This is a genomic window from Synergistaceae bacterium, from assembly GCA_017444345.1.
Classification (GTDB): domain Bacteria; phylum Synergistota; class Synergistia; order Synergistales; family Aminobacteriaceae; genus JAFUXM01.
Map to the genome: position 1 here is coordinate 1 of JAFSWW010000101.1, position 14,001 is coordinate 14,001.

The 14,001-nt window shown below is 38.4% G+C and carries 11 protein-coding genes; 4 read left to right on the forward strand and 7 right to left on the reverse strand.

The window, feature by feature from the left end:
* On the forward strand, nt 1-2,572 hold a 2,572-nt coding region (locus IJS99_07945; protein MBQ7561747.1), incomplete at its 5' end, for a sulfatase-like hydrolase/transferase.
* 989 nt (nt 2,573-3,561) lie between these two features.
* Here IJS99_07945 and dnaN read toward each other — a convergent pair.
* On the reverse strand, nt 3,562-4,878 hold the full coding sequence (gene dnaN, locus IJS99_07950) for a DNA polymerase III subunit beta (protein MBQ7561748.1): 1,317 nt from the start codon (nt 4,876-4,878) through the stop codon (nt 3,562-3,564).
* A 277-nt stretch (nt 4,879-5,155) separates the two neighbouring features.
* Between dnaN and IJS99_07955 the strand changes: the two genes are divergently transcribed.
* The 3 genes from IJS99_07955 (at nt 5,156) to IJS99_07965 (ending at nt 8,022) form a co-directional block, all read left to right on the forward strand.
* Nucleotides 5,156-6,166 (forward strand): TRAP transporter substrate-binding protein, encoded by a 1,011-nt coding sequence (locus tag IJS99_07955; protein ID MBQ7561749.1) that lies wholly within the window; start codon nt 5,156-5,158, stop codon nt 6,164-6,166.
* 81 nt (nt 6,167-6,247) lie between these two features.
* On the forward strand, nt 6,248-6,733 hold the full coding sequence (locus IJS99_07960; GenBank protein ID MBQ7561750.1) for a TRAP transporter small permease subunit: 486 nt from the start codon (nt 6,248-6,250) through the stop codon (nt 6,731-6,733).
* Nucleotides 6,733-8,022: a TRAP transporter large permease gene (locus IJS99_07965; GenBank protein ID MBQ7561751.1), complete on the forward strand. Its 1,290-nt coding sequence runs from the start codon at nt 6,733-6,735 to the stop codon at nt 8,020-8,022. The genes IJS99_07960 and IJS99_07965 overlap by 1 nt, the downstream gene beginning before the upstream one ends.
* Nucleotides 8,023-8,073: 51 nt before the next feature.
* On the opposite strand, the gene IJS99_07970 is transcribed toward IJS99_07965, so the two are convergent.
* From IJS99_07970 to IJS99_07995, 6 genes are all read right to left on the reverse strand, one after another.
* Nucleotides 8,074-9,126, reverse strand: a complete 1,053-nt coding sequence (locus tag IJS99_07970) for a sugar kinase (protein ID MBQ7561752.1) — start codon at nt 9,124-9,126, stop codon at nt 8,074-8,076.
* 82 nt (nt 9,127-9,208) lie between these two features.
* The gene (locus tag IJS99_07975) at nt 9,209-10,132 is read right to left on the reverse strand and encodes a hypothetical protein (GenBank protein ID MBQ7561753.1); all 924 of its coding nucleotides are present in this window, start codon (nt 10,130-10,132) and stop codon (nt 9,209-9,211) included.
* 87 nt (nt 10,133-10,219) lie between these two features.
* Nucleotides 10,220-10,696: a cyclic pyranopterin monophosphate synthase MoaC gene (moaC, locus tag IJS99_07980; protein ID MBQ7561754.1), complete on the reverse strand. Its 477-nt coding sequence runs from the start codon at nt 10,694-10,696 to the stop codon at nt 10,220-10,222.
* Between the two features lie 173 nt (nt 10,697-10,869).
* Nucleotides 10,870-11,802 (reverse strand): GTP 3',8-cyclase MoaA, encoded by a 933-nt coding sequence (gene moaA, locus IJS99_07985; GenBank protein ID MBQ7561755.1) that lies wholly within the window; start codon nt 11,800-11,802, stop codon nt 10,870-10,872.
* Nucleotide 11,803: 1 nt separating this feature from the next.
* Entirely contained in the window at nt 11,804-12,820 is a 1,017-nt protein-coding gene (locus IJS99_07990) for a molybdopterin-binding protein (protein MBQ7561756.1), read from the reverse strand.
* The gene (locus IJS99_07995) at nt 12,817-13,998 is read right to left on the reverse strand and encodes a molybdopterin molybdotransferase MoeA (protein MBQ7561757.1); all 1,182 of its coding nucleotides are present in this window, start codon (nt 13,996-13,998) and stop codon (nt 12,817-12,819) included. Before IJS99_07995 ends, IJS99_07990 begins: the two co-directional genes overlap by 4 nt.
* Nucleotides 13,999-14,001: the final 3 nt, after the last annotated feature.

Genomic DNA, 14,001 nt, shown 5'->3' on the forward strand with positions numbered 1-14,001 from the left:
AGGAGTGTCATTTTTCGGGATAAAAGATTTATCAAAGCCTGATGCTTTATTAGCTGGAATTAATATATTGCCGATATTGATGACATTTTTTAATATTTTAGCGACTCTTACGACTAAGAAATTTACAAAACGTGAAAGAGTTCAGGCGTTCGTGATTGCTGCGTTATTTCTTGTCATGTTATATAATGCTCCGTCGGCTTTATTAATTTACTGGACGACTAATAATTTTATTATGCTGCTGAAAAATATTAATTTATCGGGAATAATCAGCGGCGAAAAAATATCAGGATTCATGAATTATAAATTTGTCCCGACTGGCAAGAAAGCAATTTTTATAAACGCGTTTATGATGTTACTTACTTGGGGATTTCTTGGGAGTTTCTTTGCTTATTTTTATTTCTCATTCGTAAATACAGGTTATGCAAATTTAGCTACAATTACAACGTATCAAAATATTTATTATTTGCTTTTCATGATCCCGGTTATATTTGCATGGATGCTTTATACTAAGTTCATTGCAAGCGGCTTTACTATTCGTGAATTCTTAATAAAAACAGTTTATTTTGCAGTAGGTACTTTGACAATATTTATATTTATGAAATATATAATGTTTCCGCAAAAAAGTTTTATACGATTATTTGTATTTACATCCATGTTATTTATTTATGTATTATTAATGTCTCTCTTAGTTGTAAAGGGGGTTGATTTGTGCTCATTTGCTTCACGTCTAAGCGGAGGACATAGAAGCTCGTTATTTTTCTCGTCGGTTATATTCATAATAATATTTATATGCGTATTCTATCCGTCATTATTATATTTTACTGATCCTAATTTCTTTCTTGATTCATTTGCCGGGACGATTTCAGGAGTCAGTGCTTACGGAATGACTTTATTATTTGCATTGATTCTTATATGGCCGTTAATTCCTGAATTACTGCAAAATATATTTGCTTTTGCCGCAGCTTTTCTTGTGTGTATAGCATTTATAAATTCGTTCGTCCTCACTGAAAATTACGGAAATATTAACGTAACATTTATAAATAACATGATGATGATGACGGAGCGCGCATTAATTAGGGATATATTGAGCTTTCTGATAACTTCAGTGATAATAATTTTGTGCGTGTGGCGAAAGTATATAAAACATTTAGTAAGCGCGTTTCTGTTAATTTCGCTGGCGATGTGCGGTGCAAGTGTATATTGCTATTTAAATATAGCTCATGACAATAAAGCTAAACTTGCAGAAAATATTATAGAATTTCCGGAATATCATAATAGAATCTGGAGATTTAGCAGGACTGGTAAAAATGTAATTTGTTTATTTTTTGACGGTTTCACAGGAGGACACATAAATAAAATATTCACAGAAAATCCGGAGCTTGTGAAATCTTTTGACGGCTTTATTTATTTTCCTGATACAATATCAACAGGTTCGTACACTTTTCCGTCAGCACCTTCAATTTATGCAGGTCCTGCCTATAATCCATATAAACTAGATACTACACGGCCAAATGAAAAACTTGTCGTGAAATATGGAGAAGCTGTCTCATTTTTGCCTAATATTTTTTCAGGAAAGGGCTACGATTCAGTTATGATTGATGCTCCATATGGTATGGACTACAAAAATTTTTACACCAATAATCTTAAATATCCTGATAGAGTATTAACTCTTTATGAAGGCAGTAACTGGGAAAAAAATTATTCATCTTATTGGCTTAAATGGGCCGATAATAGAGATATTCATGTTCTAACAAAAGAAAAGTCGGACATTTCAGGATTCTTGATAATCTTGTCGTTATTTAGATCTATTCCATTTAGTTTAAGAAACGCTTTACATAATTCCGGCCGATGGGTTTGGGGGATTTCTGACCAAGTAGCTGAAATGGCAATCTTAAATAATTTCCTTCCGAATATTGCTATACTTCAATTTATGGGAGATTTTCTACAGGTTGATGACGGAGATCCTGCATTTAAATTTATACATAATAATTTATCTCATAGCGACTGGTATTTGCAGCCTGATTCTCTTCAACCGGTATTAGATCCCTATCCTGAATCTGAAGGACAAAATACTTTAATTGATGGAATTATTCCCGAACATTATTATACAGAAGTTCACATTATGAATTTCATGGCAAATTTTATAGCTTCACTTAAAGCAGCAGGTATTTATGATAATACGAGAATTGTTTTCGTGTCAGATCATGGCTGGGGAGATAGTCAAAAATTAAACGAAATTTTCAATAATAAAATTTACACTGGATCTTTTCGTCCTCATGCTCTGTTAATGTTTAAAGATTTTGATACTCGCGGAGATTTCAAGACTTCTGACAATGCATTAATGTCAATTGAAGATACTTCAGCTCTATTGATTGCAGGAATAGATAAGGCCGCAGGAATTAACACGCTTGAAGAGTTAAAAACTTTGAGTCATTCCGACAGAGTTAGAATATTTAGCGATAATGCTACTAACAATGACGAAATTATAAATCGATATCTGTTCAAATTTGAGAAAATATATCAAGTTAAAGGCACAATGTTTAAGCGAGAAAACTGGACTAGAATCAAGTAAAATTTATTTCGCGAAAATTTTTTGATGTCCTGAATGGCTTTTCCGGTGCAGTGATAAAAATTTGCCAGCCCGTTTTTATTAATTCTTTATGCACAAATTCGCGCCCCTGTGAGTCTAACTCTGATGTGAAATCGTCAAGTAAAAGCACGGGGGCTCGTTTTAATCTTGACTCTATTAATTTGCCCGCTGTGATTATGATATAAAGTATTAATCTCCGTTTTTGTCCGCGACTCAGTGAATCAGCTGCCGGCCTGTTACTGTCAGCTAAATTTATAGCAAGTTCGTCAAAGCCCGGCCCGCATATGACTCTTTGTGCCCTGCGTTCCCGGAATGACTCGCGCTTTATGAATTCCTGCAAATATTCCCCGCATGAGTCAGGCTTTATGACCGGCAATAACTCAAGCAATAATTTACTATCAGACGGGAATAAACCGCGCAATAAATTCAAGACTTTACGCCGAGTCGACATTATGAATCCTCCGAGCTGGCAAAATAATATCGAGGTGCTTTCAGGTGATTTATTTTCTTTGAGCAGGGCCGCCCGTTTTCTTGCTACAAATTTGAAATCTGATAACTTTCTTGCGTAGACTGGCACAAATAACGCGCATAATCTATCTATAAATAATCTTCTCGCAGCAAGTGAGGAGTCAATTAAATTTACATCGCCCGTTAAAAATATCATTGACGGCAAAACTAATCTTAAATCAGTGCATGATATGGACTTGTCAAATAACTTGATTGAAATCTTTGACGAAATATTTGCGCTGACTGTGAAATTTTCTTCTCCTGAAACTTTTGCGGAAATTAACGCGTTTTGATTCGGATTCTCCCATGTGATTAAATTTTTAGTGCGTGAGAATGCCCCCCATCCTGATAGAATGCTTAGAGATTCTAATAAATTTGTCTTGCCGCTGCCATTTTTGCCCAGAATCAAATTAATACCCGACTCAAAATTTAATCTCAAGCCGGGTGCTAAATTCCTGAAATTATTAATATACAGGCTCGTGAACTTCATTATTAGAGTCAGAATTAGAATCAGGATTATTATTTTCTTGTGATTCTTGCTGTTGTTCTTGATTATTATTCGCGTCTTGATTTTCTTGACTCTCTTGACTCTCTTGATAATCTTGAGACGGTGCAAAATCTCCTATTTCTTCTTCAGTTATTGCGTCCTGCATACTTAAACGCGCTGGCATTAACATATACAAGAAATTATTATCTTCGCTGCGGGTCATTCTGCACTGTCCTTCTTCGTGGCTGAACTCTATAACTATTTCGCCCGAACTTAAAGCCTTTAACCCGTCTTCAAAGTAGCTGACGTTAAAGCCGATTTGCATATTATCGCCGTCGATTACTGCATCAAGAGATTCACGGGCTGTTCCTGCTTCCGGGGCTCGTGCAGTAACTATTAAATCCCCGTTCGGTTCAAGCAAGAACGCCATTATATGAGCCGGAGTAGTTTTCGCAATAATATCAACGCGGTCAATTACAGCAAGCAATTTATCACGGGAGATTCGCAAAGTCGTTCGTGTATCATTATTTAATATGCGCTCATAGTTAGGGAATGTAGAATCTATTAATCTTATCGAGTACTCAATATCGGGCAAAGCAAACCACGCTACTGAATTATCCGATAAAATTTTTACGGTGTCTTCGCCTTTACTTGTTAATAGCATCTTGCTTAATTCTTTTAACGCAGCAGAAGGAAGCATTAAATCTTGAGCCTTTTGCACATTAGTTAATAACATTTTAGAGAGTGCGAGTCTTTTTCCGTCAGTTGATACTGCTTTGATCTCGTTTTGTCCGTCATTCATTGAAGTCCTGAATAAACAAGTGCCGAGATATTTCGGGAAGTCTTGAGGCTGTGAACTTGCTGCAGTGCCTTCACTTATGAGTCTAACTAAATCAGCATTCATGATTTCGCAAATTAATTCAGATTGTGCGCTGTCGGGTAATTTCGGGAAGTCGTCAACATTGAATATAGCAAATCTTACTTTGCTTTTACCTGCGATTAATAGGCCTCTTTCTTGATTTACTTCAAGAATAATATTTTTCTCGGTCGTCTTCTTTAACAAATTTCCGAATATATTAATAGATAATACAGCCTCCCCCGGTTCAATTACACGAACTCCGGCAGCACAGCATTTAACGGAGCTTTTAAGGTCTGTAGCTTCAAGAGTTACGTTATTCTCGTCTGCTTTGACAAGAATCCCGCTGATTATGTCTTTAGGGCTCTTAGTGCTGGCTGATTTCTCGGCTGTCTGCCATGCTTTGAGAAAATTTGCGCGCTCTAATTCTAATTTCATGATTAAATATTCCCCTTTCTTGAGTCAAAATAAGAATAATTATACTCTATTATGAATCAACGTAATTAAAGCGAAATAATTATATTTATCATGACTCCGCAATAATATTTTTTCAGGAGACTAATTAATTTTAAGAATTCAGTATAAGCGCAAAAAATTTTTATCGTGTCTCACTTGAAAATAGTATTTATCAATTATTGACCCCCCTAAATAAGACATATATAATTCAAGTAATTTATTTTCCAAAATTTTATTATAGAAAGAAGGATTTATATTCATGAAAAAATTTTTATTTGCTTTAACCCTTGCTGCTGTGTTAGCTCTCACGGCCTCGATTTCTTTAGCTGCCCCGGAACTGTCTTTAATTATTGCCTCCAATCAGACAGATTTGACTAATCCCTATAGTCTAGGCTTGGAAAAATTCAAGGAAGTTGCTGAAAAAGTTTCAGGCGGAAAGATTCAAGTTACTGTCCATAAAGGCACGCTCGGAGAAAACGAGTCAGAACTCATCGAAAAATTAATCATGGGCGCGGCTGATTTAGTAGTAGCTTCACCGGGCTTTATGACGGCAATCGGAGTCCCTGAGATCGATATTTTATCGCTTGAATACTTATTTGACAGTTTTGAGCACTGGGAGAAATGTTTAGACGGCGATTTCGGCCAAGCAATGCGCAAAATAGTTCTGGAGAAAACAGGCAATCAATTCAGAATTATGGGCTATTGGAGCTCATCAGTCCGCGATGTCTACGCAAAGAAAGCCATCAAGAAACCTGAAGATTTAAAGGGTTTGAGCATTCGTACTCAGTCATCGCCGGTACAGCAGGAATTCTTTAAAAATTGCGGTGCCATTCCGACAAGTGTCGCATGGGGTGAACTCTATCAGGCATTACAACAGGGAGTCGTCGACGGTGCAGAGAATGACTATACAAATTTCACTCAGAAAGAACATCACAAGACGGCGAACGGCAAATATGTATCAGAAACTCATCACGATTTCACTACAAGATTATTCTTAATGAACGGTGATAAGTATGATGCACTGACTGACGAGCAGAAAAACTGGATCAATCAGGCCGCCGAAGCAAGCACAGCAGAAGAACGCGCAGTAACTTACAAAATGTTCGGTGAAAGCAAAGAAAGAGCTAAGAAGGACGGAGCAGTAATCACAGAATTTGCAGAAATCGACATCCCGGCATTCAAGGCAATAGCTGAACCGATTCAAGATAATTTTGCGCAAAAAAATAATATGCAGGATCAATTAAATATGATTCGTGCAGCTGGTAAATAAAATTTAAATGTTTATGCTGGAAAGATGGATTTGCGTCCGTCTTTCTTTTTTTGTTATTTGTTAATTCGAGGTGAAAATTTCATGAAAAAATTAATTGACGGCTTACAGAAAATACAAATTGCGATCGGCGGGTTATTCCTGCTTGTATTTCTCGTAACAGTCGTATATCAAATTATATGCCGCTATATGGGAGTCGCTGCTATGTGGACTGAAGATGTCAGCATGTATTCATTTATATGGGCTGTCTTCATGGGAGCGGGGGCGATGGTGCATTCAAACGCTCATTTTGCATTCACGAGCCTTTATGACTCTCTGAAAAGTGAACGAGCTAAAATTTTCCTGCAAATTATTATAGATATAATCGTGCTAGTTTTCTGCGTCTTAATGGTCTATTACGGATATTTAGCGGCAAAACAATTCTGGAATTTCAGGTGGGTTAATATTCCGACTATGAAGCGCGGGCCGACTTGGCTGTGTATTCCCATATGCGGAGCAACCGGAGCAATTTATTTAATTTACGGGATATTTAACGAGTTCGGCAAACTCATGAAGGGAGATAACAAATAATGCTCGGAACTGTATTAATAATTATGTTCGTAGGATTTATAGCAATCGGGGTGCCAATAGCTTTTGCACTGGGAATCGTGTCATTTACGGGAATCGCCTGCCTTCCTGCCATTCCCAACACAGTAGTATTCACAAAGATGTTTAACGGGCTCAACAGCTTTACACTTTTAGCAGTGCCGTTATTTATTCTAGCAGCAAACTTAATGAACGAGGGCGGAATAACTGAAAAATTAATCGAGTGCATTTGCGATCTTGTCGGACACAAAAAAGGCGGCCTCGCATATGCAAACGTTCTCGTCTCAATGGTATTTGCGGGAATTTCGGGATCTTCACAGGCTGATACTTCAGGAGTAGGGAAAATATTTATTCCTGCTATGGAGCGTCAGGGCTATGATAAGGGCACTTCAGTGGGAGTCACGGCTGCGTCGTCAACACTGGGTTCAATAATTCCGTCGAGTATAACAATGGTAGTATATTCGGGGATTGCGAGCTGTTCAACTGGAGCATTATTCATGACGGGAATCGTTCCGGGGATTCTGCTCGGAGTCGCTCAAATGATAGTCATAAAAATGTACGCAAAATCTAAGAACTTCCCTCAAAGCGAAAAAGTGCCGTTCTCTGTAGCTCTCAAGCACACGCTAATTTCTATGCCGGCATTACTCACACCCATTATATTAATAGGCGGGATAGTGTCAGGATTCTTTACTCCGACGGAGTCAGCTGCATTTGCTTGTATATATGCTTTATTAGTGGGAATATTCTTTTACGGGTCTATCAAAATCAGCAGACTTCCGGGGATCTTAATTGACACTATGAAAATGGCTTCATTGTCATTATTTGCGCTGGCAACGGCGAACGCACTCGGTGAATTATTGAGCTATTATCAATTGAATATTTTAGCGAGAAATTTATTTTTAGCACTTCCCGGCGGTAAAGGAATATTTTTACTCGTAACAGTATTATTTTTCTTATTTGTCGGGACATTTATGGACGCTGTGCCTGCAATGATTTTATTTGTGCCGATTATATTGCCGTCATCTACAGCACTGGGAATCAGCCCGATTATATTAGGACTTATTATAATAGTAACTCTTGCGCTCGGCCTTGTAACACCTCCCTATGGGCTTTGTTTATTATTAGCGTCATCAATAAGCGGAACTACTATAGAAGAAGGCTTCAAGGGAACATTGCCTTATTTCATTTCGTCATTAGTCGTGCTGCTATTATTAATAATATTCCCTGAATTCTGGCTTGCAATTCCTAAAACTTTATTCCCTGCATTATTCTAAAATTTTCAGGCCGCTGGACATATTTATTTTATATCTAACGGCCTAATTATTTTATCGCTTTATATCATAGGACATATTCATTAAACTTTGAATGCTCTCTACATCGTCCGTGATATTTCCGTCGCCGTGTATAGTGTGCTTAATAACGCTGCTGGCAACTGCAAAATTTACCATGTCCATGGGCTTATAATTATTCATCATGGCATATATAAGCCCGCTAGCAAATGCATCCCCGCCGCCGACTCTGTCAAGAATGTTAAATGTAAATGTCCTGCTCTCGAAAGTATGACCCTGATACCACATATAAGCCATTAAACTATTTTCGCTGCCTGAATGAGCGTATCTCACATGTCTAGCTATACACTTCAAATTCGGGTATCTCTCGACAAAACGCGAAAAAATATCGTCCTGCTGTTCATAATTCGGCTGAAGTGGGACTCCGTCCTTAAAATCTCCCTTGCTGTGATCGTTCTCATCGCGCCATAAATGATAAGGTTCAATTCCCAGTAAGACATCAACAAACGGCAGGCATTGAGTGCAGAAATCCCGCGCCTCGTCCCAGCTCCATAGTGTGCTCCTGAAATTGCCGTCAAAGCTGACAGTTAAATTTTTCTCCCGTGCCTTCTCAAGACAAGCTAAAATAAAATCCGCACAGCTTTGAGACAATGCCGGAGTTATTCCGCTCAAATGCAGCCATTGAAAGCCGTCTAGTAAATTATCAAGATTGACCCCGCTAAAATCGTATTCAGTAATTGCGCTGTGTTTCCTGTCATAAGTTACTTTGCTCGGCCGAATCCCGTAGCCAGTCTCAAGATAATATGTCCCGAGTCTATGAGTCGGCGTTTCTTCGGGAGTGCTTAATATAACCGGGCTGCAGTGAACGTCATTACTTCGTAACATTCTTATTGCGCTCTTACCGAGTGAATTATTTGGCACAACACTAAAAAATGTGCTGTCGATTCCCAGATTCGCAAGAGCAAGGGCGATATTTGCCTCACTTCCGCCGTAAGTTGCCTCAAAGAAGCTGGCCATGCGGATTTTCTGGTAATTCGGGGGCGTGAGTCTTAGCATGACTTCTCCGAACGTGATAAATTTCTGCTTCATGACATTTTCTCGTCTCCATTCTTAATTAAATATTAATATTCTAAAAATTTGCTGGTGATTTAATTATAAGAGTAAAAATATTTTAATGGAATATCGAAATAATATCGTCTTGTTTTGCTGAGCCGTCTTCAATAACCCGCGCAAAAATTCCTTCACGAGGCATAACACAATCGCCCGCAATTTTCCTAATAGCGCAGTCATTATGACATTCTTTGCCGATTTGAGTTACTTCACATAATGCGCTGCCAATTCGTAATTTTGTGCCGACTGGTAATTTATTGAGTTCGATTCCTTGAGTCAAAATATTTTCTGCAAAAGCTCCGGCGGGGAATTTCATATTTGAAGATTTCTCAAGTTTTTTAACGCTCTCTACTGCTAATAGACTCACTTGTCTGTGCCAGTTCCCGGCGTGGGCATCTCCTATAATTCCATAATCTGACTTGAGAGTTATATTTTTAACAGCGTGTTTCTGTTCGCCCTTGTTTTCACTGATACATACAGCGATAATCTTTGCAGGAACTTGGCCGCAGTCTTGAGTTTTGCCCGATAACATTTCAGTCCCGTGTGAGATTGCCGCCCTGACACTATTAAAACATTCGCACGCAGCTTTCTCACTGCCGGGAAGATTTATAATTAATGACTCGTTTCTTATGCCTGACACTGCACGGGATAAACAGCCGAACGGAGTAATTTTCATGCTTTCTGATCTCATGACTTCAGGAATCCCCCGGACTTCACGATTTATCACAGCAAGAGTCGCTTCAGGTGTTATATCTCTAGGTGAGAATCCAGTCCCGCCCGTTGTGAGTATTAGACTTGCTTTTAACTCGTCTGAACATTTTATAAGCTCAGATTTTATCATGTCAAAATCATCGGGAATAATATTTTGATAAATTACTTGCCAGTTGTCAGACTCTAAAATTTTTACCAGAGCAGGCCCGCTTGTGTCCTGACGTTCTCCCCTTGAGCCTTTATCGCTGATTGTGATTACTGCTGCATATTTCATTATTAAATTTCTCCTTCTTATTACATATATCGCACGTGAATATTCACAAAAAAATTTTTATACAGTTAATGCGAGATAAACCCGTTATTAATCAAGTTTTATATAATCTCCGTGAACTCCGCCGCTTTTGGAATTCAAGCAAATATCACTAATTATCATATCTTTCTGTACTGCCTTGCACATATCGTAAATAGTGAGTAATGCAATACTAACAGCCGTTAATGCTTCCATTTCTACACCTGTGCGGCCTGAGCAGGAAATTTCAGATTTTACTTCAACCGAAAAATTTGATTCGTCAAGTGAAAGCGATATATCAGCTCCGTTAATATTAATCGGGTGGCACATGGGTATAATATCCGGAGTTTTCTTTGCGCCCATGATCCCGGCGATTTGTGCGACTGTCAAGACATCACCTTTTTTTATGCCGCCTGACTTTATAAGCTCGAAAGTTTTAGAATTTACGTATATGCGACCTGATGCCGCTGCTTTGCGATTCGTTATATCTTTATCGCCTACATTTACCATTTTTGCGCGTCCTTCGTCGTTAAAGTGTGTGAAGTCCATTTGTTAGCTCCCTTATTTTATTATATTTGCTTAACATTTTAGCGAGTCCGTTATTTAAGCCCGCCTATAACGTGAATATATTAATGCTGCTTCCCGCCTCTCATGAATATTTACAAAAAATTTTATTGCCGTTAATGTGTGAGTCATCCCGTGCCCGTTATTCATGAAAATTTCTAGCCTCCGATTCTGTTCATGGGTCTTAGTGATTGAGTCTTCTTACGTGAAATTAGCGCGTGTCTTTCCGGTTTTGACTCGATTGCTTGAATGATTAAAGATTTAAGCTCGCTTTTATTCTTGTGTCTTACAAAAATTTCCGTCTCTGAATGCAGACAAGGCTTTATATATCCGTCAGCGGTGAGTCTGATTCTGTTGCAACTTGAGCAGAAAGCATTACTAATCGGGCTGATAAATCCTATATTGCCATGAGAATCCGGCAATTTGTATAATTTGGCGACTCCGTCATTCTTAAGCGGCACGAGTTCGGGCAAAATCTCTAAAATTTTCTGCGATGACATAAATTTTTTTGCGTCATTAAATTCAAGCATGGGCATTAACTCAATAAAGCGAACATCAATATTTGAATTAATCGTGATTTCTGCGAGATCTCTTATTTCGTCATCGTTGAAACCGTTAATCAAGACAGTATTTAATTTAACCCTGAAATTATTTTCTTGAGCTGCCCTAATTCCCCGTAAAGCATCATCAAGACAGCCGCCGCGAGTTATATACGAATATTTTCCGGGATTAAGAGTGTCAAGACTGATATTTAAGCGTTCGACTCCTGATTCTCTTAGAGATTTAGCAAGTTCGGGCAAAAAAATTCCGTTCGTTGTAATACAAATTTCGTTTATTGCTTGAATCTCCCGTGTCCGACTGCATATTGAGACAATATTTTTGCGTAAAAGAGGCTCGCCCCCTGTGAATCGTATTTTATTGATTCCTAGTTCTGAAGCTGCCTCAATAATTAATATAATCTCGTCATCGCTCATAATATCAGACTTGAAATTTTCAGGCTGACTCGTTTTACAATAGCGGCAATTGAGATTACATTTATCAGTCAAAGAAATCCGCATGTAACTTATTTCACGGTTAAATAAATCTCTCATGTTAATAACGCCCGAATGTGCAATTAGGAAAATGGCAATCTTTACAGAGCTGACAGAGTCCCCCGTCCCCTAAGTTAATTAAATCTTGACGAGTAAATTTTTTCCGTGTAAAAATTTGCGGCAGTAACACATCAAAAATAGTAGTCTTCATGATAATTGCTGCTCCGGGAACTCCGATTAAAGCTATATTATTTAAATATGCAAGCAAAGTCATATTCCCGGGCTGAGAAGGGACTCCATATGAAATTATTTCGGCTCCTGTTCGTGCAATGGCTGAAGGCGTTAAATCATCGGGATCTACTGACATCCCGCCGGACATTATGATAATTTCTGCGCCCTGTTGAATAAATAAATTAATTGCGTCATTTAACATAGCTAAATCATCATCACAAATTTTTACGCCTAAAATCTCACACGGATAATGCGATAATTTCTCACGCGCTACACTCTCAAATTTATCTTGAATCAAGCCATTATAAATCTCTGAACCGGTTATAATTATTCCTGCTTTCATGTTATTATAAGGCAATAAATTAATTAATTCTCGATTCCTGCATAAATTCTCGGCCTGAATTATATTTTTTTCTTGAGTAACTAACGGAATTATTCTCATTGAAGCGAGTCGCGCGCCCTTCTTCACCGGGTAATTATTAGGCATTGTCGAAATAGTTATATCTTGAATAGAATTTATTTCGCGCAAAAGTTCACAGTCAACACAAAACAGTCCGTCAATATCAGAAATTAATAAAATTTTCCCCTCGTTCGGCTCCGTAAAATGAGTAAATTTGCATTCACATATTTTTGCGAGTCTCTTGGCCGCATCTTCCTCGTGAATTTCGCCGGATTCAGACTCCCATATAAAAACGTGTTTCTTTCCGAGTCGCAGCAATTCCGGAATGTCTGAACTTGTTATAATATGCCCCCGCTTGAAAGCTGCTCCCTTAAAGCCGTCCCGCATTGCTGTTATATCGTGGCACAATTCGCGGCCTTCTGAGTCCTCGACTCTAATTTTTCTCATATTATGAACCCCTTTAATCTTGTATTTTCCGGTAATTTATCACTGCCAGCCGGAATAACTGCCATTAAATTACTTCCTGCCATAGTGCTTAATACTCCGTTGCCCTGCTCTGAAGGAACGTTTATAAAAATTTGCCCGTCTCTAATAATTAATTTGCCGCGAATAATTCTCATCATGGGGCTTCTTTTATTGAACGGGTTAGCAAGAATTATATCAATCTCATCGGGAATAAAATTTTTTGAGCCTGATAATTTCTCCAGCGCAGGAAGTGCCACCGCATAATAATTAGTGAGTGCCGACGCGGGATTACCTGATAAACAGCAAATTAATTTGTTATCTTTCACGGCATAAATACATTTTCCGCCCGGTTTCAAGTCAATATCACGAAATAAAATTTTTGCACCTGAAATTTTCAAAGCGTCAGGGGTCTTGTCATAATCGCCTGCTGATACTCCGCCGGTTAAAATCAACGAGTCGCAAGTTGATAGAGATTCTATTATCGAGTCAGAAATTTTTTGCGCGTCATCTTGACAAATTCCCATAAATTTAGGCTCAAACCCTGCGAGCTTTAATGCTGTCATGAAAGTATAATGACTCGCGTTATAAATCTTTCCGGGCAAAATCTCGCTTTGTAGTTCCTGAATCTCGTTACCTGTTGTGATTATTCCGATTACTGGGCGGCGGTAAACTTGAACAGAAAAAATATTTTGTGAGGCCAAGAGTCCCGCTGTTCCTGAGTCAATAAATTCCCCTTCACGTGCAATAATTTCCCCAGCTTTCACGTCTTCACCTGATTTAATAATATTTTCGCCCGGCCTGAAAGTTTTAGAGATCTTCACTTTTTCCGCCGTGAACTCTGTATCTTCATATTTGATAATAGCATCTGCACCTTCAGGAATAGCAGCACCCGTTAAAATTTTTGCGGCCTCACCTTTCTTTAACGCGATATTAATAAAATCTCCGGCTTTGATCTCGCAAATAATATTTAATTCTCCGGGGACATCTTGAGATCTGAACGCGTAACCGTCATAGGGCGAACGGTCAAACATGGGAATATTATAATTTGCTGTTATATCAGCTGCTAAGATTCGGCCTGCTGATTCGGACAATGAAATTTTTTCAGGCGGGACGGGATTAACATTTTCGATAACGATATTTCTTGCGTCGTAGAAATTCATAAT